Source organism: Lampropedia cohaerens, from assembly GCF_001005215.1.
GTDB lineage: Bacteria > Pseudomonadota > Gammaproteobacteria > Burkholderiales > Burkholderiaceae_C > Lampropedia > Lampropedia cohaerens.
The window spans coordinates 1-25,245 of sequence record NZ_LBNQ01000007.1; the positions used below are offsets into that span (position 1 = coordinate 1).

Annotated in this window: 18 protein-coding genes and 1 tRNA gene; 6 read left to right on the top strand and 13 right to left on the bottom strand. The window is 63.5% G+C overall.

The features are described from left to right. Window positions 1-20: 20 nt before the first annotated feature. From AAV94_RS00335 to AAV94_RS00350, 4 genes are all read right to left on the bottom strand, one after another. Window positions 21-863, bottom strand: a complete 843-nt coding sequence (locus AAV94_RS00335; RefSeq protein ID WP_046740343.1) for a MetQ/NlpA family ABC transporter substrate-binding protein — start codon at window positions 861-863, stop codon at window positions 21-23. Window positions 864-1,120: 257 nt separating this feature from the next. Then, on the bottom strand, window positions 1,121-2,890 hold the full coding sequence (locus tag AAV94_RS00340) for an acetyl/propionyl/methylcrotonyl-CoA carboxylase subunit alpha (RefSeq protein WP_046740344.1): 1,770 nt from the start codon (window positions 2,888-2,890) through the stop codon (window positions 1,121-1,123). Between the two features lie 7 nt (window positions 2,891-2,897). Further along, on the bottom strand, window positions 2,898-4,616 hold the full coding sequence (locus tag AAV94_RS00345; protein WP_046740345.1) for a 5-oxoprolinase subunit B/C family protein: 1,719 nt from the start codon (window positions 4,614-4,616) through the stop codon (window positions 2,898-2,900). A gap of 12 nt (window positions 4,617-4,628) precedes the next feature. Continuing rightward, a complete protein-coding gene (locus tag AAV94_RS00350; RefSeq protein ID WP_046740346.1) occupies window positions 4,629-5,393 on the bottom strand; it encodes a LamB/YcsF family protein in 765 nt (254 codons plus the stop codon). A gap of 91 nt (window positions 5,394-5,484) precedes the next feature. Here AAV94_RS00350 and AAV94_RS00355 point away from each other — a divergent pair, with 91 nt between their 5' ends. The 4 genes from AAV94_RS00355 to AAV94_RS00370 all read left to right on the top strand — a co-directional run bounded on the left by AAV94_RS00355 (window position 5,485) and on the right by AAV94_RS00370 (window position 9,306). After that, window positions 5,485-6,141, top strand: coding sequence for a GntR family transcriptional regulator (locus AAV94_RS00355; RefSeq protein ID WP_046740347.1), 657 nt, complete (start codon window positions 5,485-5,487; stop codon window positions 6,139-6,141). Between the two features lie 292 nt (window positions 6,142-6,433). Further along, a complete protein-coding gene (locus AAV94_RS00360) occupies window positions 6,434-7,417 on the top strand; it encodes a TRAP transporter substrate-binding protein (protein WP_046740348.1) in 984 nt (327 codons plus the stop codon). A gap of 94 nt (window positions 7,418-7,511) precedes the next feature. Continuing rightward, window positions 7,512-8,018 (top strand): TRAP transporter small permease, encoded by a 507-nt coding sequence (locus AAV94_RS00365; protein WP_046740349.1) that lies wholly within the window; start codon window positions 7,512-7,514, stop codon window positions 8,016-8,018. Beyond that, window positions 8,011-9,306 (top strand): TRAP transporter large permease, encoded by a 1,296-nt coding sequence (locus tag AAV94_RS00370; protein WP_046740350.1) that lies wholly within the window; start codon window positions 8,011-8,013, stop codon window positions 9,304-9,306. The genes AAV94_RS00365 and AAV94_RS00370 overlap by 8 nt, the downstream gene beginning before the upstream one ends. A 40-nt stretch (window positions 9,307-9,346) precedes the next feature. Here AAV94_RS00370 and opgC read toward each other — a convergent pair whose 3' ends face one another. The 6 genes from opgC to AAV94_RS00400 form a co-directional block, all read right to left on the bottom strand. Next, the gene (gene opgC, locus AAV94_RS00375) at window positions 9,347-10,513 is read right to left on the bottom strand and encodes an OpgC domain-containing protein (protein ID WP_046740351.1); all 1,167 of its coding nucleotides are present in this window, start codon (window positions 10,511-10,513) and stop codon (window positions 9,347-9,349) included. A 260-nt stretch (window positions 10,514-10,773) separates the two neighbouring features. Then, entirely contained in the window at window positions 10,774-12,045 is a 1,272-nt protein-coding gene (gene icd / locus AAV94_RS00380; RefSeq protein WP_046740352.1) for an NADP-dependent isocitrate dehydrogenase, read from the bottom strand. 89 nt (window positions 12,046-12,134) lie between these two features. Next, on the bottom strand, window positions 12,135-12,680 hold the full coding sequence (msrA, locus tag AAV94_RS00385; RefSeq protein ID WP_046740353.1) for a peptide-methionine (S)-S-oxide reductase MsrA: 546 nt from the start codon (window positions 12,678-12,680) through the stop codon (window positions 12,135-12,137). 60 nt (window positions 12,681-12,740) lie between these two features. After that, complete coding sequence (locus tag AAV94_RS00390) at window positions 12,741-15,863, bottom strand: efflux RND transporter permease subunit (protein WP_046740354.1); 3,123 nt, start codon at window positions 15,861-15,863, stop codon at window positions 12,741-12,743. 3 nt (window positions 15,864-15,866) lie between these two features. Beyond that, entirely contained in the window at window positions 15,867-17,066 is a 1,200-nt protein-coding gene (locus AAV94_RS00395; protein ID WP_197407975.1) for an efflux RND transporter periplasmic adaptor subunit, read from the bottom strand. Between the two features lie 256 nt (window positions 17,067-17,322). Next, complete coding sequence (locus AAV94_RS00400) at window positions 17,323-18,684, bottom strand: Glu/Leu/Phe/Val family dehydrogenase (protein ID WP_084824650.1); 1,362 nt, start codon at window positions 18,682-18,684, stop codon at window positions 17,323-17,325. A gap of 178 nt (window positions 18,685-18,862) precedes the next feature. Between AAV94_RS00400 and AAV94_RS00405 the strand changes: the two genes are divergently transcribed. Together AAV94_RS00405 and metH are read left to right on the top strand one after the other, a co-directional pair. Then, window positions 18,863-19,333, top strand: coding sequence for a PACE efflux transporter (locus AAV94_RS00405; protein ID WP_046740356.1), 471 nt, complete (start codon window positions 18,863-18,865; stop codon window positions 19,331-19,333). 57 nt (window positions 19,334-19,390) lie between these two features. Next, a complete protein-coding gene (gene metH, locus AAV94_RS00410) occupies window positions 19,391-22,132 on the top strand; it encodes a methionine synthase (RefSeq protein WP_084824649.1) in 2,742 nt (913 codons plus the stop codon). A gap of 142 nt (window positions 22,133-22,274) precedes the next feature. On the opposite strand, the gene AAV94_RS00415 is transcribed toward metH, so the two are convergent. The 3 genes from AAV94_RS00415 to AAV94_RS00425 form a co-directional block, all read right to left on the bottom strand. Then, a tRNA-Ser gene (locus AAV94_RS00415) sits at window positions 22,275-22,364 on the bottom strand. Between the two features lie 126 nt (window positions 22,365-22,490). Beyond that, complete coding sequence (locus tag AAV94_RS00420; protein ID WP_197407976.1) at window positions 22,491-23,420, bottom strand: DMT family transporter; 930 nt, start codon at window positions 23,418-23,420, stop codon at window positions 22,491-22,493. 625 nt (window positions 23,421-24,045) lie between these two features. Further along, a protein-coding gene (locus AAV94_RS00425) for an IS3 family transposase (protein WP_156167861.1) occupies window positions 24,046-25,184 on the bottom strand; the annotation gives its coding sequence in 2 pieces (ribosomal slippage) (window positions 24,046-24,935 and window positions 24,935-25,184; 1,140 coding nt in all). Between the last annotated feature and the right edge of the window lie 61 nt (window positions 25,185-25,245).

A 25,245-nucleotide genomic window follows, 5' to 3' on the forward strand; every position in this document is an offset into this window, starting at 1 on the left:
AAAAGATCGTCAACAGGTTCCTACTGCGGCAAGTCCCAGGCGAAATCGACCAGTTCCCCATAGTGCTTGCGCAGCAACGCACGCACCTGGGTGGAGTGCTGGTAGATCGCGATGAGCCGCTGAATTCTCGGATCGTCCACCAATTCCGGCCGTGTGACGAAGCGGATCGCATAACGACGGATGTTGTCCGCATCGGTGTTGTCATAGTGCAGCGCATCTGTCTGCGCCAGCCCGGCCTGCTGGGCGAACGAGGCATAGGTCACCGAAAGATCGACATCGTCAAACGTACGCGCGGCAAGTGCGCCGTCGATGGGAAAGATGCGCAGCTGCCTGGGGTTGGCGACGATGTCCTGCACCGTCGCCTGCGTCGTCACCCCCTCTTTCAGTGCAATCAGGCCTGCCGACTGCAGCAACAACAAGGCACGCGCGCCATTGACCGGATCCGATGGAATCGCCACGCGCGCACGAACGGGAATGGCATCGCCCTTGCTCAGCTTCTTCGAGTAAATCCCCATCGTAGTCGAGTAACCATAAGCCACCGGCACCAGCTGCACGCCACGATTCTGGTTGAACAGCTGCAGGAACGGCGCATGCTGAAAGAAGTTCACGTCGATGGCCCCTTCCGCCAGCGCGACATTGGGCCGTACCCAGTCGCTGAACTCCACCAGCTCCACCGTCAGCCCCTGCCGCGCCGCCTCGCGGATGGCAAACTCCGTCGCTTCATTGGCAACGACCGCAATCACGCCGAGCTTCAGTGGCGCAGCTTCCGCGGGCCGGGAGGCGAGCGCAGGCTGACAAGCCAGCCCAGCCAACACAAAACCCAGACAGGAGAACAGACGCACCAGGCGCGGAAAAACGGGCATGACAGGCACTCCGGAAACAGACCTTGGGAATCATCTGCACCATCGGCAGACAGGGACGACATGGCTGGCTTGACGGCGGCGCGCCGCCGGCGCTGGCGGACCGTCGCCAACGCGTGGCACACGGCGCCCGCATTGTAGGAGCTGTACCAACTTCCCGTGCGCTGCCTAGACGCAGCACTGGCAGCCAACACGCCGCGGCAAACACTTGTGATGGCGAGAGGACGCCGGAACGTCCGGCCGCTACGGCAACGCCCGCCTCAACTTCCGTGCGATTCGACCGCCGCCAGCACCTGCCCGGCCTGCACCGCGCTGCCGGCCACGACTTGCTGGCGCAGTACGCCGGCGCGTTCGGCAACGACGACGACCTCCATCTTCATCGCCTCTACGACGGCCAGTACATCCCCTGCGGCCACGCTGGCACCATCTACCGCTTTCCACGCCAGCAACGTTCCCGCCATCGGTGCGGTCACGGCGCCCGGCGCCCGGGTGTCGGTGACGGCCGCCTCGGCAATCGGCAACGGCGCGCCCTTGCGGGGCCCCTCCTGTGCACCCAGCGCGCCGAGCAGGCTGGCCGGCAGGCCAAGGCGAACCCGCTTGCCGTCGACTTCGATGAAACAGCGCTGCAGTGGCGCCCCACTGCCTGGCTCAGGCCGAGGCAATGGGGTTACGACCGTATGATGGCGCTCGGCAAACACGGTTTCGATCCAGCGGGTATGCACGCGCAGGCCTTGCTCGCCGATGAAGTCCTCATCTGTCAACACGGCGCGGTGAAACGGCAACACCGAAGCCACACCTTCGATCTCGAACTCGGCCAGTGCGCGGCGCGCGCGCGCGATCGCCTCGGCGCGCGTGGCACCGGTGACGATGAGCTTGGCCATCAGCGAGTCGAAGTGCCCGGGCACCAGTGAGCCACTGCCCACGCCCGTGTCCAGCCGCACGCCGGGTCCGCCCGGCGCGACAAAACGCGTGACGGTGCCGGGTGTCGGCAGGTAGCCACGCGCGGGATCCTCGGCGTTGATGCGGAACTGGATGCTGTGGCCGCGCACCGGCGGCGCCTCGGTCACGCGCAGAGGCAGTCCATCGGCGATGCGCAGCTGCTCCACCACCAGATCGACGCCGCTGGTCTCCTCCGTTACAGGATGCTCGACCTGCAGGCGGGTATTGACCTCCAGAAAGGAAATGTGGCCGTCCCCGCCAAGCAGGAACTCCACCGTACCCGCCCCGACGTAGCCGGCCTCGGCACAGATGGCCCGTGCAGCGTCATGGATGCGCTGGCGCTGTACATCGCTGAGAAACGGCGCGGGCGCCTCCTCCACGAGCTTCTGGTTGCGCCGCTGCAGCGAGCAGTCGCGGGTGCCCAGCACCACCACATGGCCATGCGTGTCCGCCAGCACTTGCGCCTCGATATGGCGCGGGCGATCAAGAAACTGCTCGACAAAGCACTCGCCGCGGCCAAAGGCTGCCGTGGCTTCCCGCACCGCCGAATGGTACAGCTCCTCGACCTCGTCCATGTGCCAGGCGACCTTGAGGCCGCGCCCGCCGCCGCCGAAGGCGGCCTTGATGGCAATCGGCAGGCCATGCTGCTGCGCAAAGGCCAGCACCTCGGCCGCATCGCGCACCGGTTCTGCCGTTCCAGCCACCAGCGGCGCGCCCACCTTCTGCGCGAGCTTGCGCGCCGAGACCTTGTCGCCCAACGTCTCGATGGTCTGTGGCGACGGCCCGATCCAGCGCAGGCCCGCATCCAGCACCGCGCGGGCGAACTCGGCACGCTCGGAGAGAAACCCATAGCCGGGATGCACCGCATCGGCGCCACTGCGCCGGGCGATCTCCAGCAGCTTGTCGATGTTCAGGTAAGTCTCCGCAGGTCGCTGGCCCTGCAGGGCCCAGGCCTCACTGGCAGCGTGCACGTGCAGCGCATCGGCATCCGCATCGGCGTAGACGGCCACGGAAGCCACGCCATAGTCGGCGCAGGCGCGTGCAATGCGCACGGCGATTTCACCACGATTGGCGATCAGAACTTTTTGCATGGAAAAACTACTCCTTGCCGCCGCAGGCCTGGCCCTCGGTCAGCGCTTCAAACGGGGCCACCGCGCGCAAACGCACGAAAGCTCCCACGGGAATCTGGGCACAGCGGTCAAGGTCCCAGCTGGCGATGGCGCCAATGACGGGATAGCCGCCCGTCAGCGGATGATCCGCCAGAAACAGCACCGGCTGGCCGCTGGGCGGCACCTGCAGTGCACCACAGACGGTGCCTTCACTGGGCAGCTCCGCATCACGAAACTGCGCGCGGCGCGTCAAGGCCTGCGCCCCATGCAGGCGCATGCCCACGCGGTTGGACTGCGGCGTGACCTGCCACTGCTGGCTCTGCAGCAGCGCCACGGCATCGTCGGTAAACCAGTCCGTGCGCGGCCCGAGCACCACATCCAACGTGACGACATCGCCCGCACGCGCGAAGGACGTGCCTTCACCATCCGTTGGGGGCAGATCCGCCTCCACCGCCTGCAACTGCATGGCGGCAACGGCCGTGCCCACGGCCAGCAGATCGCCCGACCTCACAGGCTCGGGCCCGATGCCGGCCAGCGTGTCCGTGGCGCAGCTATCCAGCACGCGCGGCACATCCAGCCCGCCGCGCACCGCCACATACACGCGCACGCCGGCAGTCGGCGTGCCGATTTCCAACACATCTCCCGCGTCCAGCGCCAGCGGATGGTCCATCTGTGCCGTCAGGACGCGCCCGCATGCCGTGCGAATCCGCAGCGGCACCGGCGCACCGGTCACGGCCAGGACGGCGTGCCCCTGCTCACAGGCCAGCTGCAGTTGCCCGAGCACATTCTCCAGCGCCGGCGTTCCCGCCGGATTGCCCACCAACCGATTGGCGCGGCGTAAGGCCGCCTTGTCCAGTGCACCGGAGGCAGAAACGCCCATGGCCGTCTTGCCCCCACGCCCCAGATCTTCAATCAGCGTCTGCAACCCGGCGGCGCGCACCCGCAACCGCGCTCCGAGGCCGGCCGGACTCGCCTGCTGCTGCGCCGGGCATGCCGCGACCGCGCTGCGTTGCGCCGCCTGGTCGGTGTCAGCGGCGCCTGACGGGGCGGCAGGCAAGTGGATGGATGCCGGCGCACGGGCCATGTCGACGAATCGCACCCGCATACCGGGCCGCAGCAGCACAGGTTCGCTGCGGCGCATATCCCACATCTGACAGGGCGTCACGCCAAGGAGCTGCCAGCCGCCCGGGCTGTCCTTGGGATAGATCGCGCTGAAGTCGCCCGCCACGGCCACCGAGCCGGCTGGCACACGGGTGCGCGGCGAGGCCAGGCGCGGGATGGACTGGCCGAACGGGTTACCGGCCAGATACACGAAACCAGGGGCAAACCCCGCGAACGCCGCCTGGTACTCGCAGCTAGTGTGGCACTCGATCAGCTGCGCCACAGACATGCCCAGCCGCTCGGCCAGTGCCTCCAGGTCCTGCCCCTCGTAACGCACAGGAATCTCGATCTGCAGCCCCTGCCGGGTCACATCGCCCGCGCGCAACTGCGCCAGGGCCTGCTGCCAGCACTGGCGCAGCTGCGCCGCCAGCGCCGCCGCACTGGTCTGCCATGGCGCGAACTCCAGCAAGATCGTGCGCGCGGCCGGAACCGTCTCGCGCACGCCGGGCAGCGGCGCCTGCTGCAGTACCTCAAACAGCGCCAGCGTCTGACGCAAATCCGCCAGTTCCACCATCAACGCCGCATCACTGACGGGCAACACTCGCATGACGCGCCCCTTTCAGTGCGACCGCGCAAGAGCAAAGGCCGCCAGCGGCACGCCCGCCTCGACCAGCCGTTGGCGTACACGCTGCGCCATCGCCACCGCGCCGGGGCTGTCACCATGCACGCAGATGGAATCGGCCTGCAGGCGCACCGTCTTGCCGTCAATGGATTCCAGGGTCCCGGTTTCGACAAGCCGCAGCATCCGCTGCGCCACCGCCTCGGGATCGTGCAGCACCGCGCCTTTTTCCCGGCGCGAGACGAGGGTGCCGTCGGCATGGTAGGCACGGTCGGCGAATGCCTCGGCAGCCGTGGCCAGGCCACGCTCCTGCGCCCATTGCAGAATCGGCGTGCCGGCCAGGCCCATCAGGACCAGGGACGGATCCACTGCCAGAATGGCCGTGATCACATCATCGGCCTGGCGCCGGTCATGGGCGATGGTGTTGTAGAGGGCGCCATGCGGCTTGACATAGCGCACGGTGGTTCCCGCAGCGGCGGCCAGGCCCTGCAGGGCGCCGATCTGGTAGATCACGTCGGCCACCAGTTCCGCGCTGGAAGGGTCCATGTTGCGGCGGCCAAAACCCACCATATCGGGGTAGCCGACATGCGCGCCCACGCTCACACCCAGCTTCGCCGCATCGCGCAGGGTCTTCAAGATGCCTGCCGGATCGCCTGCATGAAAGCCGCAAGCGACGTTGGCACTGGTCACCACTGCCAGCATGGCAGCGTCATCGCCCATGCGCCACGCGCCATAGCTCTCACCCAGATCGCTGTTCAAATCCATGTCGTTTCCTTATGATGACTAATCGTTGCACAGATTGTTGAGCAATCTGCATGCCAATATAAACAGAATTTCGCAAAGCGCCCTTCCAACCATGCGTCGCACCCCACCCTCCGCCGCCAGTCTCATCGACTCGGTTGCCGAATCGATCCGCCAACAGCTCATCCACGGCCAGCTCAAGGCCGGGCAACGCCTCTCGGAGGCGGCGCTGGCCGAGCAGCTCGACATCTCCCGCAACACCCTGCGCGAGGTGTTCCGCGTCCTCATCAAGGAAGGACTGTTGCGCCACGAGCCCAACCGGGGTGTGTCAGTCGTGGTGCCCAGCATCGCCGACATCATCGACATCTACCGCGTGCGGCGACTGATCGAATGCCAGGCCATTGCCCAGGCCTGGCCGCGCCATCCTGCGTACAAGGCGATGCAAGAGGCGGTCGAGGCCGCCTATGCAGCGCGTGACGCCGGACAGTGGCTGGAGGTAGGCACCGCCAACATGGCGTTTCACGCGGCCATCGTCGCACTTGCCGACAGTCCGCGCCTGTCGACGATGTTTGCGGACATCGCGGCTGAACTGCGCCTGGCTTTTGGCATGCTGGACGACCCGGAATTCCTTCATTCCCCCTATGTGGAGCAAAACGCCCAGCTGCTGCAGCTGTTCGAGGCCGGCCAGATGGCCGAAGCCGCACAGGCACTCGAGAACTACCTGATCCAGTCCGAGCGCATGGTGCTGGCGGTCTATGCCCGCCGCATATAACGCGCCACCGCACGACAGTGGATGCACCACGATTGGGCTTACTTGCACCATAACAATGCAAACATCGTTGAACAATTAAATATAGATGCACCAACATAATGCGAATATAGCAACTACAAAAACATCTGCATTGTTGGTTTCCCTAATATTCATTGTAGGTATCTCGTGCAAAATCCCGGCACGGGTATTGCTGTACCTTCGCCATGGCACACATCAGCTTCTGATGCTGCCACCGCAGTGCTGCAGGCGCTGCCGCCTTGATTGCCCATCTGTCCAGCCGAAAGGATTTGCCATGAAACGACGTACCTTGTTCTCCACAGCCTGTGCCATCGCCAGCCTGAGCCTGTCGCCATTTGCGCTGGCTCAGACCCAATGGGACATGGCCACCGCCTATCCAGCGTTCAACTTCCACACGCAGAACAACGTCCAGTTCGCCAAGGATGTTCAAGCCGCCACCAACGGCGCGCTGGACATCACCGTGCATTCCGGCGCATCGCTGTTCAAGGCACCTGAAATCAAGCGCGCCGTGCAAGGCGGACAGGCGCAGGTCGGCGAATTCTTCATGGTCAGCTTCCAGAACGAATGGCCGCTGTTCGGTCTGGACGGGCTGCCGTTTCTGGCCAGCAGCTGGGAAGATGCCCGCAAGCTCTACGAGGCACAAAAGCCCGCGCTGGAGAAAAAACTCGATCAGCAGAACATGGTGCTGCTGTACTCGGTGGCCTGGCCGCCGCAAGGCATCTACACGAAACAGCCCATCACCTCCGCCGCCGACCTGAAAGGGATGAAATGGCGTGTGTACAGCCCCACCACCGCCCGCATCGGTGAGCTGCTGGGCGCCCAGCCCGTCACCATCCAGGAGGCCGAACTCTCGCAGGCACTCGCTACTGGCGTGGTCGACGGTCTGATCTCCTCCAGCGCCACCGGTGCCGACAACAAGCTCTATGAGCACCTCAAGTACTACTACAACGTGCAGGCATGGATTCCCAAGAATGCAGTCGTTGTCAACAAGCGCGCCTTCAATGCGCTGGACGCAGACACGCAAGCCGCAGTGCGCAAGGCGGCCGCGGAAGCCGAGGCACGCGGCTGGGAGGCGGCCAAGGCCGTTGACGCCAAGTCCATTGCCACCTTACAGGACAACGGCATGGTCGTTGAGCCCGGTACGGAGCAACTGCGCAGGGATCTGGCTGCGCTGGGCCAGACGATCGTGCAGGAGTGGCTAAACAACGCCGGTGACGACGGCAAGACGGTGCTGGACGCCTTCCACGCCGCCCGGTAACTACCGGATGCTCCGGATATGCGGCGCCGCGCCATGCAGCGCCGCATTGCTCTTTCCCCCTCCATAGTGGCGCCGCACACGAAAGGCAGTTCGCATGCGCAAATTTCTCGATGGCCTCTATGCCACCAGCGGCTGGCTGGCTGGCCTTTCCATGATCGGCATCCTGCTGATGGTGTTGCTGACGATCATCAGCCGCATCCTTGGTTTTTCCGCGCCAGGCACCGATGCCTACGCTGGTTACGCCATGGCCGGCGCGGGGTTCCTGGCACTGGCCAGTACCCTGAAACGGGGCGAGCACATCCGCGTCACGCTGGTGCTTGGCATGCTCAAGGGCAAGGCGCGCAAGGCGCTGGAGCTGGCAGCACTGGCCATTGCCACCTTGCTGGCGGGATTTCTGGCGTACTACTCGGCTCGCCTGGTCTGGCAGTCCTGGCAGTTCGACGACATTTCCGTTGGCATCGATGCCACACCGCTGTGGATCCCGCAAATCGTGATGGCGCTTGGAACGGCCATTTTCTTCATCGCCTTCCTCGACGAGTTCGTGCTGGAACTGCTCGGCAAGCGCACGCAGCCCACGCAGGAGGAGTACAACTATGAGTGAGATTGCTGTCAGCGTCACGCTGGTCATCGTGCTATTTGCGCTGCTGGGCGGCAGCGTTTGGGTGGGGCTGACGCTGTGTGGCGTGGCCCTGTTCGGCATGGAGATGTTCTCCAGCCGCCCGGCAGGCGACGCCATGGCCATGACCATCTGGGGCTCCTCGTCGAGCTGGACCCTCACTGCCCTGCCGCTGTTCGTGTGGATGGGCGAAATCCTGTATCGCACCAATCTCTCGGAGAGCATGTTCCGTGGCCTGGCGCCCTGGGTCAACGCCCTGCCAGGGCGGCTGCTGCACACCAACGTGATCGGCTGCACGATCTTCGCCTCGGTCTCGGGCTCCTCCGCTGCCACCTGCGCCACCGTTGGCAAGATGAACATCCCGGAGCTGCGCAAGCGCGGCTACCCGGACGAACAGATCATCGGCTCGCTGGGCGGTCCGGCCACGCTGGGCTTGCTGATCCCGCCCTCCATCATTTTGATCGTCTACGGCGTGGCCGCCGAAGCTTCCATCGCCAAACTGTTCATGGCGGGCGTGCTGCCGGGACTGTTGCTGGCGGGTCTGTTCTCGGGCTGGCTGATGCTCTGGGCGCTGCGCAATCCTGACAAAGTGCCCAAGGCTGATGACTCGCTCACCTTCAAGCAAAAGCTCTGGGAATCGCGCCACCTCATCCCGGTGGTCGTACTGATCGCCAGCGTTGTGGCGAGCATCTACACCGGGGTCGCCACTGCCACCGAGGCAGCCGCCATTGGTGTCGTCGGCGCGTTCATTCTCTCGGCATCGCAGGGCGCGCTGAACTGGCAGACCTTCCGAGACTCCCTGCTGGGGGCCACGCGCCTGTATTGCATGATTGCGCTGATTCTGGCCGGTGCAGCATTCCTGACGCTGTCGATGGGGTACATCGGCCTGCCGCGCCAGCTGGCCGAATTTGTCGGCAGCCTAAATCTCTCGCCCGCGATGCTGATCCTGGCGCTGGGCCTGTTCTACATTGTCATAGGCTGCTTTCTCGATGGCATCTCGACCATCGTGCTGACCATGGGCGTCGTGCTGCCCATCATCCAGGCCGCCGGCATCGATCCGATCTGGTTCGGCATCTTCCTGGTGATCACAGTCGAGACTGCGCAGATCACTCCCCCCGTAGGCTTCAACCTCTTCGTGCTGCAGAGCATGACGGGCAAGCAGATCACCTACATCGCCCGCGTCTGCGCGCCCTACTTCCTGCTGATGGTGGCGGCACTGGTGCTGCTCTGGTTCTTCCCGGGACTGGCGACCTGGCTGCCTTCGCAGATGTGAAAGCCGGGGCAGCGCATTGAAGCCTGCTCCCTTGCCTTATTCAACACGGATGCGCCGGACGCTGCTGCTGCACGGCCATCTCAGACACTTTCACTGTACCAACTTTTTTTCTGCCTCGGGCACGAACGGTGATTGCTGCAACGGCATATAGCGCCGCAAGGGTGAACACCACCAGAATGACATCCGTCAACGGACTGCGGTCAACATCTTCCCCACCCCAGATCGCAAGAATCGCAAGAATCGCCACCAGGTGGGCACAAAACACTTGGAGCGAGGCCTGCCCCAACTTAGTGAAATACACCGGCTGGCGTAGGCCCTGAACCAGACCCGGGCCGAAATGCATCACGACCACCACTATTGCAGTCAGGTTAAGCAGTCGCAATGGCCCTAGCCGCCATTTATCAAAAAGCAGGTTCCACATATTGCCTGGAGCCAGTGGTGAAGGCCCTGCCACATAACGCCAAACGAGAAATACGCTCGCTACCAAGACTGCCAGCGCCACCACAGCGGGCGAAAACGGCTTTCGGTCTTCACCTTGCCGCATCGCCGTGCCGACGCCCAGCCACAGCCCCACTACCCATAACAGCTGCCACGCCCAGATGGAAAATGAACCTGTATGCTGCACGCCGATAGTGCCACCAAACATCACCACCAACTGCTGGTACAGCCAGGAACCCAAGCCCCACTGCGCCGCCAGCCAGCACAATCCGCTGGCAGCCAGCACTGCGGTCCATCCTGCGCGAGCCGCGCCAGCAAGCACTAGCGGACTGAGCAACAAGAACAATACGTAAAGTGGCAGGATATCCAGCAACGGCGGCATGTAAATCATGAGCACGGCGCCTATCCAAGCAGTCAGTGGGGCCTCGAAATAGAAGCTCAGCAGCCCCGTGGCGGCTTCCTGCCGAGTGGCCTGCGCGATCAACGCCACCACAGTGAATGCGAAAACGATCAGCGCCATGTGACACAGATAGACCTTGAGCGAGCGCCTGACCAGCGCCCGGCGCATCGCTTCCGGTCCCTGTCGCAACCCCCGGCCACCATAGACCCAGCCGGCCATGTAGGCCGACAGCAGAACAAAGCCTTCCGCCGCAGAGACGTAGCCAAATGGCTGACTAAAAGGTGCAGTGAGCCGGGTCGGCAGATGCGTGAGCGTCATCAACACCAGCATCAGGCCGCGTAACGCATCGAAATGCCAGATTCTGTTCATCGAGGTAAGGCGTCTAACGCGCAGTAACGGATATACGCCTTACTCAACGCACCAGCGGTGCTGGCGTGCACACCAGTTCACGTGAGATGACCCTTTTTCTCATGATGAAAGCCATCGCGGCAGCGCATGGATTGCAAACCGCAGGGGCAAATGGCCGCCCAGTGGAACGAGGCGACCTTAGCTATGGTAAACGATGCGGTAAGTTGCAAAGGCTCGCAACCAGGACACTCGCCTTCGAGCTCGTGTCGCAAATAAGACGCCTACCGCTCAATCGCCCCCATCTCCGCAATGACGATTTCGCCAAAGCCCGAGCAACTGACCTGGGAGGCACCGTCCATCAGTCGGGCAAAGTCGTAGGTCACCTGTTTGGTAAGAATCGCCTGCTCCATGCCGCGCAAGATCAGCTCGGCAGCTTCCTTCCAGCCAATATGGCGCAGCAGCATCTCAGCCGACAGCAGCATCGAGCCGGGATTGACGTAGTCCTTTCCAGCATATTTTGGCGCAGTTCCATGCGTGGCTTCGAAGATCGCCACGGCGTCTCCAAGGTTAGCGCCAGGCGCAATGCCGAGCCCGCCTACTTGTGCGGCCAGCGCATCCGAGAGATAGTCTCCATTGAGATTGAGCGTGGCAATCACGCTAAACTCCGTTGGCCGCATCAACGCCTGCTGGAAAAAAGCGTCGGTCAGCGTATCTTTGATGGTGATCGATTTTCCGGTGACTGGGTTGTCGATGCGCACCCACGGGCCGTCGTCGATCAGCGTACCACCGAATTCGCGCCGCGCCAGCGCATAGCCCCAGTCACGGAAAGCACCTTCGGTGTACTTCATGATGTTGCCCTTGTGCACGAGGGTCACACTCGGGCGGTCGTTGTCGATGGCGTACTGGATGGCCTTGCGCACCAGCCGCTCCGTCCCCTCACGCGAGACCGGCTTGATGCCCAGACCGGCACTGTCAGGAAAGCGCACCTGCTCCACACCGAATTCGTCACGCAGCAACGCGATGAGCCTGCGCGCCTGGGCGCTGCCGGCTGCGAATTCGATGCCGGCGTAGATGTCCTCCGAGTTCTCGCGGAAGATCACCATGTCCGTCCTGTGCGGCTCGCGCAGTGGTGAGGGCACGCCCTGAAAGTAGCGCACCGGACGCAGACAGACATACAGGTCCAGCGTCTGGCGCAGCGTCACATTGAGCGAGCGGATGCCACCACCCACGGGTGTCGCCAGCGGCCCCTTGATGGCGATGACGTAGTCGCGCAGCGCGTCGATGGTTTCCTGCGGCAGCGGCTGCGTCTGGCCATACAGGCGCGTGGCCTTCTCGCCGGCATACAGCTCCATCCAGTGCAGTCGGCGCGCGCCGCCATAGGCTAGCTGCACCGCCGCATCCACGACGCGCCGCATCACCGGCGTGACATCGCGCCCGACGCCATCGCCTTCGATGAACGGGATAATGGGCTGATCGGGCACCGCAAGGGTACCGTCGGCAACGACGCGGATCGGCGCGCCCTGCGGCGGAATCTGGATGTATTGGTAGGCCATCGGCAATGTTTCGCTGTCAGTATTGCAACCAGCCGACATTGTAGGTGGCGGGGCCTAGCGCACCCACAGGTGCTGCGGCGCTGCGCCCGTCAGGAGGTGCGCTTGACGAACTGCGCGAAAGTCCTTCTGAACTTCTCGACCTTGGGACCAATGACTACTGCGCAATAGCCCTGCTGTGGATGCCGCGCGAAATAGTCGTGGTGGTAGTCCTCGGCAGGCCAGAAATTGCGCAGCGACTCCACTTCCGTGACCACCGGCCCAGGCAGCGCGCCACTGGCATCGATCTGCGCAATCATCTCCAGTGCCAGATCGCGCTGCGCGTCGTTCTCCACATAGATGCCGCTGCGGTACTGGGTTCCGACATCCGCGCCCTGCCGGTTCAGGCTGGTCGGATCATGGATGGTAAAGAAGATCTCCAGAATCTCGCGCAGCCCGATGACCGCAGGATCGAAGCCAATCCTGGCCACTTCCACGTAGCCCGTCCGCCCGGTGCAAACCTGCTCGTAGCTCGGCCGCTGCGGCTGCAAGCCGTTGCAATAGCCGGGCACTACGCTGCCCACGCCGCGCACCTGCTGGTACACCGCCTCGGTGCACCAGAAGCACCCGGCCCCCAGGGTGATGAATTCCTTGTCCATCTCCGACTCCTTGGAATTGGTTGCCGCGTTCCTGCAGCTATTGGACTATTGTGCGCGCATTCAGCCGTGGACTGGTGCTACGCCCTGACCCGGCAATTGCAGCGGCTCATTGCGCGCACCAGGCACGCGCCGGCGCGCCAGCAGCAGGTACATGGTTGGCACCACGAACACGGTCAGCGCCGTGCCGATCAGCAGGCCGCCAACGATGACCCAGCCGATCTGGGTACGGCTTTCGGCGCCCGCACCGGTGGCCAGCGCCAGCGGCAGCGTACCCAGCACCATGGCGCCGGTGGTCATCAGGATCGGACGCAGCCGCTGCGTGGCGGCCTCGATGACGGCGCTGACGCGGTCTGCGCCCTGCTGGCGCTTCTGGTTGGCAAACTCGACGATCAGAATGCCGTGCTTGGTAATCAGGCCGATCAGCGTCACCAAACCGATCTGCGAGTAGACGTTGAGTGTGCCGCCCGTCCAGTGTAGTGCCAGCAGCGCACCCACAATCGAAAGCGGCACCGACAGCATGATGACGAATGGATCGACGAAACTCTCGAACTGTGCCGCCAGCACCAGATAGATGAACAGCAGCGCCAGCACGAACACCATCGTCAGTGCCCCCTGCGAGCTGCGGAACTCGCGCGAAGCGCCATTGACGTCGGTGGCATAGCCGGGTGGCAGCACGCGGGCGCTGACCTCGTCCATGAATGCCAGTGCCTCACCCAGTGTGTGACCGGGCGTGATGCGCGCTGTCAATGTCGCCGAGCGACGCTGGCCGAAATGGTTGAGTTCGCGCGCAGCCACAGTCTCGCTGACCTGCACGAGCGCCGAGAGCGGCACCATCGCACCGACGACGGAGCGCAGGTAGATCTGCTCGATGGCATCCGGTGTGGTGCGGGCATCGGCTTCGGACTGCACCATCACGTCGTACTGCTCCGAGCCCTTCTGGTAGCGCGTGACGACCCTGCTGCCCAGCAGCGTCTCGAGCGTGCGCGCGACCGTGCCCGCATCAACGCCCAGTGCTGCGGCCCGTTCGCGGTCCACGGCAATGCGCAATTCGGGTGTGCGCATGCGCAGATCCACGTCTGGCGCGTCGATGGCCGGATGCGTCTCCATCTCAGCCATGATCTGCTGCACCACCGCACTCAGGTTTTCATAGCTGTCGGAGGTCATGATGACGTACTGCAAAGGCCTGGAGGAAAACCCCATGCCGAGCGGCGGCGGCGTGTTGAGGATAGTGAACACGCCCGGCAGCTCCCGCACGTCGCGGGCAACCTCCTGCGCCAGTTCGTCAATGCTGCGGGTGCGGGCACTCCAATCCACGGTGCGCAGCGTGACATTGCCGTTGATGACAGTCGGGTTGCCGATGTTGGCAAACACCCTGTCGAACTCGGGGTAGCGTGTTGCGATCTGCTCAGCCTGGCGTGCGTAGAAATCCGTGTAATCCAGCGACGCGCCGTCCGGCGAGGTCATGCGGATTTGCAGCGTGCCGCGGTCTTCCGCAGGCGCGAGTTCTGCAGGCAGCCGCGGGTACATCCAGGCCAGCACCGCCGCGCACGCCAGCATGACGACCACCACCAGCCAGCGCGCCTGCAGCAGCACGCCCGCCGGGCCGTCCGCGCGCGCCGTCAGTACCCAGCGCAGCAGCCGCCCGTAGCCATGCGAGAGCGCGTTCAGGCCTTTTTCCATCACCCGGTCAAAGCGGTTTGGCGCCGGGTTGTGCTTGAGCAGCACCGAGCACAGCATGGGCGAGAGCGTCAGCGCCACAAAACCCGAGACCAGCACCGCACCCGCCAGCGCCAGCGCGAACTCGGCAAACAGCCGCCCCGTGCGTCCTGGCGTGAAGGCAAGCGGGGCATAGACGGCCACCAGCGTCAGCGTCATGGCCACGATGGCAAAAGCGATCTCGCGCGCGCCGATGATGGCCGCGGTGAATGGCTTGACGCCCTGCTCGATATACCGGTAGACGTTCTCCAGCATCACGATCGCATCGTCGACCACCAGGCCAATGGCCAGCACCATCGCCAGCAGCGTCAGCGTGTTGATGGAAAATCCAGCCACCGCCATCAGCGCGAACGCACCGATCAGGCTGATGGGAATCGTCAGGATCGGAATGATGGAAGCACGCACACTGCGCAGGAATACGAAAATCACCAGCACTACCAACACCACGGCCTCGGCGATGGTCGTGTACACGCTGGCAATGGAGCGGTCGATGAACACCGTGTTGTCATTGGCAATATCCACACGCACATCATCGGGCAGCTCGCTGCGCAGCACCGCAAGCTGAGCTCGGATGCCGTTGGCCACATCCAGCGGGTTGGCTGTCGCCTGGCGCACGATGCCCATGGAGACGGCATCCACACCATTGAATCGCACGCGGCTGCGCAGGTTGGCCGGCGCCTCTTCCACCCGTGCGACATCACGCAAGCGCACGGTGTAACCATCGACGGTGCGCAGTGCAATCTGCGCAAACTCCTCCGGCGTGGACAGCGCGGTCTGCGAGATCACATTGAACTCGCGCTGCACGGACTCGATGCGCCCGGCTGGCAACTCGACGTTGTTGGCGCGAATCGCCGCCTCGACATCCGCCACCGTGAGCTGGTAGGCCGCAAGGCGCTGCGGCTGCAGCCAGATGCGCATGGCGTAGCGGCGCGCGCCATAGATGGGCGTGTCGGCTACGCCGACGACGGTCTGCAGACGCGGACGGGCGACCTGCTCCATCATGCTGTTGAGTGCCAGCGGGCTGTGCGTGTCGGAACTGAAAGTCAGAAACAGCACGGGAAAGGCGTCGGCCTCCACTTTCGAAATCACCGGCTCGCTGATCTCGTCGGGAAGCCGTCCACGCACCCGTGAGACGCGATCGCGCACATCGGCGGCGGCACCGTCAGGATCCTTGGCCAGATCGAAACGCACCGAAATCTGCGCCCGCTCTGCGCGACTGATCGAGGTCAGCACATCGATGCCATCAATGCCGGCAATCGAATCCTCCAGCGGCTTGGCCACCTGGGTCTCGATGACCTCGGCCGATGCACCCGGATAGTCCACACGCACCGTGACCACCGGCTCGTCAATCTGCGGGTACTCGCGCACCGTCAGGCTGAAAAAGCTCACCAGTCCGATCAGTACCAGCAGCAGCGACAGCACGGTGGCAAACACCGGCCGCCGGATGGCTATTTCGGTGATCTGCATGGCCTAATCGCCTGCACCAGCGGCCACTGCCGTCACAACAGCCGGCTCCGGCGGCGAAGGCGCCCACCGTACCCGCACCTGCTGATCGCTTTGGCTGACGCGATGCTGCCCGGCGGTCATCACCACGTCACCGGCAGCCACGCCATGGCGCACTTCCACCCAGCCGGGCAGGCGCTGGCCGAGCTCCACCGCCACGCGTTCGCTGCGAAATGGCGCATCCGGCGGCAAGCTGCGCAGATCTGCAGCGCGATCGGCGGCATCCCACGGCACAACGCGAATCAACGCGTCACCGTCGGCACCTGCCAGGATGGCCTGCTCCGGCACCAGCACCGCCCCTTCACGCGCATCCAGCAGCAGGCTGACGCGCGCAAACATGCCAGGTCGCAGCCGATGCCCGTCATTGGGCAGGCTGGCGCGCAACGCCACCGACCGTCCTTGCGCATCAATCAGCGGATCAATCGCAACAACTGTGGCTGAAAAGACCTCCTGGGCCAACGCATCGACGCGCAGCTGCACCTGCTGGCCCAGCTGCAGCGCACTGCTCAAGCGTTCCGGCAGGCGAAAGTCCACATACAGCACATCCATATCCTGCAGTTGCACCACCGCGTCGCCCTGGCTCAGATAGTCCCCCACGTGCACGTTGCCGATGCCGGCCACCGCGTCAAATGGTGCACGCACGCGCAAGCGTTCGACACTGGTCTGCGCCAGCGCCCGCCGCGCCTGGGCGACCTGCAGGTTGGCCGCGCTCTCGTCGAGCGCAGCCTGGCTGATGAAGCCACGCGCAACCAGCTCCGAATTGCGCTGATGGTTGGCCCTTGCCAGTGCCAGCTCGGCTTCGGCCTGCTGCAGCTGCGCGCGCTCAAGGCGATCGTCGAGCTGCAGCAGCTGCTGCCCCTTGCGCACCCGCTGTCCGTCGCTGAAACGGATGGCTGTCACCCGTCCGCTGACTTCCGGGCTGATCGCCGTGCTCTGACGCGACACCAGCGTGCCGACGGCCTGCACCTCGTCGCGCAGCGTCCGTGCCACTGCCTGCGTCACCTCGATGAGCGCTGGCTGGGGTGCGGCTGCCGGGGTGCTGCCTTGCGCCTGCACATCTGCGCCCCTCCCCATTCCTGCCAGTGCCGCACGGCCCTGCGGCTGCTGCAGCCACCATGCCGCGCACACGGCCATGACAATGGCACAGATCAAAAGTATCTTGGTCAACGTCAGGCGCATGGTAAGGACACGAAGCGGAGCAACAGCGGCAGGGCACAAGTTGCGACTATGCCTGTAGAACATTCCAGACCTGTTTCAAGGCAACACTGCGCAACGATGCAGGACGTAACCTTAATATGCCGTCGGCACACGATACGCGCTTTACTGCAAATTTACATACCTGCCAACCTGTAATGCCCACAAAAAAGCAGCCACGCAGGCTGCTTGCCACTTCACCGTGCGCGCCTGACGCGCATCCGCAGCATCAGGGATAGAGGCCGCGCAGTTCACGTGCCTGCAGGATGCGTGAGCAGGCTACGATGAAGGTTGCCGTACGCAGCGAGACCTTGTGCTGTTGCGCCACATGCCATACCGCGTTGAAGGCATCGCGCATGATCTTGACCAGGCGCTGGTTGATCTCCTCCTCGGTCCAGAAGAAGCTGGAAAAGTCCTGCACCCATTCGAAATAGCTGACGGTCACCCCGCCTGCATTGGCGATCACGTCCGGCACCACCAGCACGCCGTTGTCATGCAGGATGTCGTCAGCCGTCGGCGTGGTCGGGCCGTTGGCGCCCTCGATCAGAATGCGGGCCTTGACGCGCCCGGCATTGTCCTTATTAATCTGCGCCTCCAGCGCCGCGGGGATGAGGATGTCGCAATCAATGCCCCAGAACTCCTCGGCGGCCATCACATCGGCATCGGCAAAGCCAGCCACGCCACCATGCTCGCGCACATGTTCCTGCAGGCGTGCCACTTCCAGGCCACTGTCACGGTAAATAGTGCCGGTGTGATCCTGCACGGCCACCACCTTGGCGCCGGCCTCGGCAAACAGCTTGGCAGCAATGCCACCGACGTTGCCAAAGCCCTGCACGGCAACACGCGCTCCTTCAATCGGCAGGCCGATCAGCTTGGCCGCCTCGGCACCGACGGTGAACACGCCCCGGCCTGTGGCCTCGCGCCGCCCCAGTGAACCGCCCAGATCAATCGGCTTGCCGGTCACCACGCCAGTGGCCGTGGCCCCGATATTCATGGAGTAAGTGTCCATCATCCATGCCATCACCTTCTCGTTGGTGTTCACATCTGGCGCGGGGATGTCCTTGGTCGGCCCGATGATCAGCCCAATTTCGCTGGTGTAGCGGCGCGCGACCTTTTCCAGCTCTTTCTCGGAATACTTGCGCGGATCGATGCGGATACCCCCCTTGGCACCGCCGAAAGGCACGTTTACCGCCGCGTTCTTCACCGACATCCACGCCGCCAGCGCCATGACTTCCGAGAGCGTGACGTCCTGATGGAAACGCACGCCGCCCTTGCCCGGGCCTCGCGAGAGGTTGTGCTGCACGCGGTAGCCCTCGAAGTGCGCCACCGTACCATCGTCCAGCTCGACGGGAATGTCGACGATCAGCGCGCGCTTGGGATGCTTGAGCGTTTCCACCCACCTGGCCAGATGCCCCAGATAGGGCGTGACCCGATCCACCTGCTTGAGGTAGATGCCCCAGGGGCCAAGGTTGTCCGGGTTGAGATAGGACGGCAGCGGGTGCGGATGCTGGTAGCTGCGCTTGCCAGGCGTTGCAGATCCACCTGCCCCCTGCGCAGGCGCGGCGGAAATGTCGTTCTTACTTTCGGGCATCATGCGTCTCCTCGTTTGCTCGCAGTCAACTGCAAAGGCATGAGCATAGGAGGCTGCCGGAGAATTGTCCACGCACAACAGCTGCGCCGCAGGCGCAATGCGGAATCTGCCTGCGAATCGCCCCGCGCCATGCAAAGGCGCTACAGTTGGAGGTTTTGCGCGCGCTCGAAGAAACCCGATGAAACTCCAAGGCATCCGCCGCCGAATCGTCTACGTCGGCCTGTACGAGGCTATTGCCATCGCCGTTTCCAGCCTCGGGCTGAAAATGCTCAGCGGCCGGCCGATGACCGATGCACTGGTCGCCGCCGTCGGCGCGTCGGTGATCGCAGTGATCTGGAATTACATCTTCAACACCCTGTTCGAGCGCTGGGAGGCGCGCCAGCGCGTCAAGGGCCGCAACTTCTGGCGCCGCATCGCGCATGCCATCGGCTTTGAGGGCGGCCTCATTGCCTTGCTGGTGCCGCTGTTTGCCTGGAAACTGCAAGTCAGCCTATGGGAGGCCTTCGTGATGGATCTGGGACTGATCGTATTCTTTCTGATCTATACGTTCTGCTTCACGTGGGGCTTCGATCGCATCTTTGGCCTTCCCGAAAGCGCCAAAATGGCGCATGCCTGCCAAACGGGCACGCCACGTGTGCCGGCCGGCTGAGCCAATTGCCTGCAGCCTGCGCTTTTGCCGTTCCATTGATTCCATGGCATGCCACCCATGACAAATACAACCATTCCCCCCATGCGACTGTCCGGCCTTGAGCCGCTGGTGATCGATGACCACAGCCTGTTCGTCAACATCGGCGAGCGCACCAACGTCACCGGCTCCAAGGCTTTTGCGCGCATGATCGTCAACGGCCAGTACGAGGAGGCGCTGGCGGTGGCCCGCCAGCAGGTCGAAAACGGCGCGCAAATCATCGACATCAACATGGACGAGGCGATGCTCGACTCCAAGGCGGCGATGGTGCGCTTTCTGAACCTGATCGCCTCGGAGCCGGACATCGCCCGCGTGCCCATCATGGTCGACTCCTCCAAGTGGGAGGTGATCGAGGCCGGCCTGCGCTGCATTCAGGGCAAAGGCATCGTCAACTCCATCTCGATGAAGGAAGGCGAGGCCGAATTCAGGCGCCAGGCCACGCTGGTCAAACGCTATGGCGCCGCCGCCGTGGTGATGGCCTTTGACGAAGCCGGCCAGGCCGACACCTTTGCGCGCAAGATCGAGATCTGCGAGCGCGCCTACCGCATCCTGGTGGACGAGGTAGGCTTTCCGCCCGAGGACATCATCTTCGACCCCAACATCTTCGCCGTGGCCACTGGCATCGAGGAGCACAACAACTACGCGGTCGAGTTCATCGAAGCCACCCGCTGGATCAAGCAGAACCTGCCGGGCGCCAAGGTCTCGGGCGGCGTCTCCAACGTCTCCTTCAGCTTTCGCGGCAACGACCCCGTGCGCGAGGCCATCCACACCGTCTTTCTCTACCACGCCATCGCCGCCGGCATGGACATGGGCATCGTCAACGCCGGCATGATCGGCGTCTACGACGAACTCGATCCCGAGCTGCGCGAGCGTGTGGAAGATGTCATTCTCAACCGCCGCGCCGATGCCGGCGAGCGCCTGGTGGAAATTGCCGAAAACGCCAAGGGCCAGGCCAAGGACGAGAGCAAGAAGTACGAGTGGCGCGGCAAACCCGAGCAGCCCGTGCCAGTGGAAAAGCGCCTGGCCCATGCGCTGGTGCAGGGCATCACCGAATTCATCGTCGAGGATACCGAGGAAGCCTACCGGCAGGTTCTCGCCAAGGGCGGGCGGCCGCTGCACGTCATCGAGGGGCCGCTGATGGACGGCATGAACATCGTCGGCGACCTGTTCGGCGCAGGCAAGATGTTCCTGCCCCAGGTGGTCAAGTCCGCGCGTGTGATGAAGCAGGCCGTTGCCCACCTGATCCCCTACATCGAGGAGGAAAAACGCCAGATGCAGGCGGCGGGCCAGGCTGTCAGAAGCAACGGCAAGATCGTCATCGCCACCGTCAAGGGGGACGTGCACGACATCGGCAAGAACATCGTCGCCGTCGTGCTCGAATGCAACAACTTCGAGGTCATCAACATGGGCGTGATGGTGCCCTGCCACGAAATCCTCGCCAAGGCCAAGGAGGAAAACGCCGACATCATCGGCCTCTCGGGCCTGATTACGCCCAGCCTGGAAGAGATGCAGTATGTTGCTGCCGAAATGCAGAAGGACCCGTATTTTCGCGAGCGCCGCATACCGTTGCTCATCGGCGGCGCCACTACCAGCCGCGTGCATACGGCGGTCAAGATCGCGCCGCACTACGAGGGCCCGGTGGTCTACGTGCCCGATGCCTCGCGCAGCGTGGGCGTAGCGCAAAACCTGCTCGGTGACGGGGCCGATGCCTTCATCGCAGAGGTCAAGGCCGACTACGAGAAGGTGCGCCAACAACACGCGCGCAAGAAACCCGTCGAACTCTGGCCCCTGACCAAGGCTCGCGCCAACAAGACGCCGATTGACTGGCACAGCTACCGCCCCACGCCGCCGCGTGCGCTGGGGCGGCGCACTTTCGAGAACCTCGACCTGCGCGAGCTGGAACCCTTCATCGACTGGGGCCCCTTCTTCCAGACCTGGGACCTGGCCGGCCCCTACCCCGCCATCCTGCACGACGAGATCGTCGGAGAAGAGGCGCAGCGCGTTCTGGCCGACGGCAAGGCCATGCTGCGCAAAATCATCGAGGGGCGCTGGCTCAAGGCCAGCGGCGTCATCGGCCTGTACCCCGCCAACACCGTCGGCGACGATGACGTCGAAATCTACGCCGACGAATCGCGCGAGAAAGTGCTGATGACCTGGTGGGGCCTGCGCCAGCAAACGCCCAAGCAGGCCGTCGATGGCGTGATGCGCCCCAGCCGCTGCCTGGCCGACTTCATCGCACCCAAGGAATCGGGCGTGAAGGACTACATCGGCCTGTTCGCCGTCACCGCCGGGCTTGGCGCCGAGAAGAAGGAGGAGGAATTCCGCCGCGCGCTCGACGACTATTCCGGCATCCTCTTCAAGGCCCTGGCCGACCGCCTGGCCGAGGCCTTTGCCGAATACCTGCACTGGCGCGTGCGCACCGACCTGTGGGGTTACGCCAGTGGCGAATCGCTCAGCCCCGAGGAACTGATTGCCGAGAAGTACCAGGGCATCCGCCCCGCCCCCGGCTACCCCGCCTGCCCCGACCACAGCCCCAAGAACGACATGTTCGAAGTGCTGCGCGCCAAGGAGATCGGCATGTACCTGACCGAAAGCCTGGCCATGTGGCCCGCCTCCAGCGTCAGCGGCTTCTACATCGCCCACCCGCAGAGCAACTACTTCACCCTGGGCAAGATCGGCGAGGACCAGCTCAACGACATGGCCACGCGCCGGGGCATGGACCAGGAACAGCTGCGCCGCCTGCTGGCACCAGTGCTCAACTAGCCGCGTCAAGCGACCAGCCCCCCTCAGGGCCAGGACAAGAAAAAACCCACAAAAGCGGATAGCTCTTGTGGGTTTTTCTTGTGGGTTTTATTTCGGAATAAGTCAAAGCAGCAGCCCTGACTTATTCATTTCCTTGCAATTATGGCGGAGAGGGAGGGATTCGAACCCTCGGTACGCTTGCACGTACGCCTGATTTCGAGTCAGGTACATTCGACCACTCTGCCACCTCTCCTGTTTTCGGTTGCATGCAGCGAAGCCGCGCATTCTAGCAGAGGTTTGTAGCCACGCGACTATTGGCTCGCCGCGCCGCATCACGGCAAACCCCGCCGGGCTGCGGCCCATGATGGCGATCAACCATTCAGCGCCGCGCCGGTGCGCGCCAGAGGGTGAATAGGCCGGAAATCACGATCAGGCCCGCGCCCACCAAGGTGGACGGCTGCAAGGCCTCGCCAAAGAACAGCACCCCCAGCGCAATGCCAAACAGCAGGCGCGAATAGCGCAACGGTGTCACGGCCGAGACGTCACCCGTGCGCATGGCTTTCATCAGGCAGGTGTAGGCCGAAGTACCGGCTGCCACCGCTGCCAGCATGGCCAGGATGGCGCCCTGATCCGCCCAGCTCCAGGCGGCGCGGGTATAGCCAGCCACCGGCAAAGCGGCCACAACGACGGCGAGATACCCATAAAAACCCAGTACGGGCGCACCCAGGCCAGCTGGGGCCATGCGACTGGTCAAATCCCGGCCGGCAAAGCCGAGCATGCCGATCAGGGCCAGGATCGCCAGTGGCGAGAAGCCATCACTCCACGGCTGCACGATCACCAGCACACCGCCAAGCCCCACCAGCACCGCCAGCCACCTGCGCCAGCCAACACGCTCCCCGAACAGAAGCGCCGCCGCAGCCACCACCACCAGCGGCGTAGCCTGCAGAATCACCGTGGTGGTGGAAAGCGGCGTCAAGGCCAGTGCCAGCACGAAAAACAGGCGGCCCGTGATCTCGAACAGCGCCCGCAGCCCCATTACCGGCGAGAGCACCTGCGGCACCAGAACGCCACCGCCCGTGCGTGCCAGGCACCAGAACACGGCCATGCCGCCCAGCCCCAACAATGCCAGTACCTGCGACACGGGCATGCTCGCGGCTGCACGTTTGACGAATGTGTCCTCCAGCGCAAATGCCGCCATCGCCAGCACCATCCACACACCACCGCGCAGATTGGCACGGCGCTGCTCGGCGGCCGACGTGCGCGGCGGCACAACCTGCTTGCGCAGGGACAGGACTTGGAATTTATTCATCATCTTTTCATAGGCCACAGCCCGGGCGCGCAGGCTCACCGAACACTGATGGGGGAAACAGGCCAATGCCTGCGCTGTTTGGGGCGGAGGCAGCGTCGGCCTGATAGTTTGCTGTCAGCGCACGACTTTCTTGGGCACGGCCAGTACAGCGCGCAATCTACCCGATTGGACGTCCCCGAGGACTGGCACCATTCACGCATCGAGGAAAATCCCTGATCGCATGCAACTAAGGAACATGGGGCAACGTGAGAGATCGTACAACGCGCCACAACCGGGTGACGCCTTGCATGGATGCTTTGTGCAAACGGCTACGACGCGTCGGCGACGTCAACCGCTTGCCAAGTTGGGTCTGCTCGGCACCGATAACAACTTATGCAAGTGACTCAGCGTGGCGAGGTCCCGTGCCTCGCACAATCAGGCCGGATAGCACTCTCGCGACGTGAATGAGTGACAGCTTCCGACCCGTAGCGGACTGTTATTTAAATAACTCACATCGACGGCTAGGCCAGATCTATCGAGGATTTAGGTGCTTAAATTCTGCCGCAGTGAGCGACGAACGGTTAATCAACTTACGTGACAACATATCTTGACGAATGTGACCTGCCCCCAGTTTTAGTACCGTTTCCTAGTTAGTAGGCCCTGGGGTTGATGTTAGTTTTTCATGTCGGGGTTGCTGTTGGCTTGCCCTCCAATGCGCAGCGAATTCTGCCGGGGTGTGATTCCCGATAGCGCTGTGCGGTCGGTGTTCGTTGTAGTCCCTTCGCCAGGCCGCGATGCGGATTCTGGCCTCGGCCAGTGAGCAGAACCAGTGCTCATTCAGGCATTCATCCCGAAACTTGCCATTGAATGATTCGATGAACGCATTCTGTGTCGGCTTGCCAGGCTGAATCAGCTTCAGCTTGATGCCGCGCTGATAGGCCCATTGATCAAGAGCCTTGCCGGTGAATTCGGGGCCCTGGTCGGTGCGGATTGCCTTGGGGTAACCGCGGAATCGGGCCATTTCATCTAATGCGCGAGTAACACGAAAGCCGCTGATGCCGTGATCCACAAGAATACCCACCACCTCCTTGGTGAAATCATCGACCACCGTCAGACATTTGATCCTACGTCCCGTACTGAGTGCATCGAAGACGAAGTCCATCGACCATACCTGATTCGGCGCGCTCGGCAGACTCAGCCGCTCGCGCTCTACGGCGACACCGTGGCGGCGCCTCCGGCGCTTCACCATCAACCCGGCAGCCCGGTACAGGCGATAGATCCGTTTAGGGTTGACCTGCATGCCAGCCCGCCGCAGCAGGATATGCAGGCGCCGATAGCCAAAGCGCCGACGCTCCTGTGCCAGCTCCATAAGTTGGGATTGCAGCCTGGTGTTTTGCTCGCTGGAACGGGGTTGATAGCGCAGCACCGAGCGAGACAGCCCGATCAGCTGACAGGCACGGCGCTCGGAGATACCGGTTCTGGCCTGCATCTCCTGCACCGCCTCCCGCCGTGCTGTCGGGCTTACCCTTTTCCCCGGGCGACCACCTTAAGTGCCTCGATATCCAGATGGGCTTCGGCTAGCAGCTTCTTTAGCCGGCTGTTCTCCAGCTCGAGATCCTTGAGCCGCTTGGCGTCCGGCACGGTCATGCCACCGAACTTGGCACGCCAAGTGTAGAAGGATGCATCACTGAAGCCATGCCGCCGGCACAGCTCCTTCACCGGCACGCCGGCCTCTGCCTGCTTAAGAAAGTCGAGAATCTGTTCTTCTGTAAAACGCTTTTTCACTACCGTCTCCTGCTCGGAAAACGGACTCTACTAAGTTCGGCGTGGTACTGAAATCGGGGGG

What these genes read in the sequence shown, in the direction of transcription:
- AAV94_RS00360 (WP_046740348.1), top strand. Translation starts at nt 6,434, where the DNA reads ATGAAACGACGTACCTTGTTCTCCACAGCCTGTGCCATCGCCAGCCTG.
- AAV94_RS00365 (WP_046740349.1), top strand. Translation starts at nt 7,512, where the DNA reads ATGCGCAAATTTCTCGATGGCCTCTATGCCACCAGCGGCTGGCTGGCT.
- AAV94_RS00400 (WP_084824650.1), bottom strand. Translation starts at nt 18,684, where the DNA reads ATGCCCGAAAGTAAGAACGACATTTCCGCCGCGCCTGCGCAGGGGGCA.
- AAV94_RS00335 (WP_046740343.1), bottom strand. Translation starts at nt 863, where the DNA reads ATGCCCGTTTTTCCGCGCCTGGTGCGTCTGTTCTCCTGTCTGGGTTTT.
- AAV94_RS00350 (WP_046740346.1), bottom strand. Translation starts at nt 5,393, where the DNA reads ATGGATTTGAACAGCGATCTGGGTGAGAGCTATGGCGCGTGGCGCATG.
- metH (WP_084824649.1), top strand. Translation starts at nt 19,391, where the DNA reads ATGACAAATACAACCATTCCCCCCATGCGACTGTCCGGCCTTGAGCCG.
- AAV94_RS00405 (WP_046740356.1), top strand. Translation starts at nt 18,863, where the DNA reads ATGAAACTCCAAGGCATCCGCCGCCGAATCGTCTACGTCGGCCTGTAC.
- AAV94_RS00390 (WP_046740354.1), bottom strand. Translation starts at nt 15,863, where the DNA reads ATGCAGATCACCGAAATAGCCATCCGGCGGCCGGTGTTTGCCACCGTG.
- AAV94_RS00370 (WP_046740350.1), top strand. Translation starts at nt 8,011, where the DNA reads ATGAGTGAGATTGCTGTCAGCGTCACGCTGGTCATCGTGCTATTTGCG.
- AAV94_RS00355 (WP_046740347.1), top strand. Translation starts at nt 5,485, where the DNA reads ATGCGTCGCACCCCACCCTCCGCCGCCAGTCTCATCGACTCGGTTGCC.
- AAV94_RS00340 (WP_046740344.1), bottom strand. Translation starts at nt 2,890, where the DNA reads ATGCAAAAAGTTCTGATCGCCAATCGTGGTGAAATCGCCGTGCGCATT.
- AAV94_RS00345 (WP_046740345.1), bottom strand. Translation starts at nt 4,616, where the DNA reads ATGCGAGTGTTGCCCGTCAGTGATGCGGCGTTGATGGTGGAACTGGCG.
- msrA (WP_046740353.1), bottom strand. Translation starts at nt 12,680, where the DNA reads ATGGACAAGGAATTCATCACCCTGGGGGCCGGGTGCTTCTGGTGCACC.
- opgC (WP_046740351.1), bottom strand. Translation starts at nt 10,513, where the DNA reads ATGAACAGAATCTGGCATTTCGATGCGTTACGCGGCCTGATGCTGGTG.
- AAV94_RS00420 (WP_197407976.1), bottom strand. Translation starts at nt 23,420, where the DNA reads ATGAATAAATTCCAAGTCCTGTCCCTGCGCAAGCAGGTTGTGCCGCCG.
- icd (WP_046740352.1), bottom strand. Translation starts at nt 12,045, where the DNA reads ATGGCCTACCAATACATCCAGATTCCGCCGCAGGGCGCGCCGATCCGC.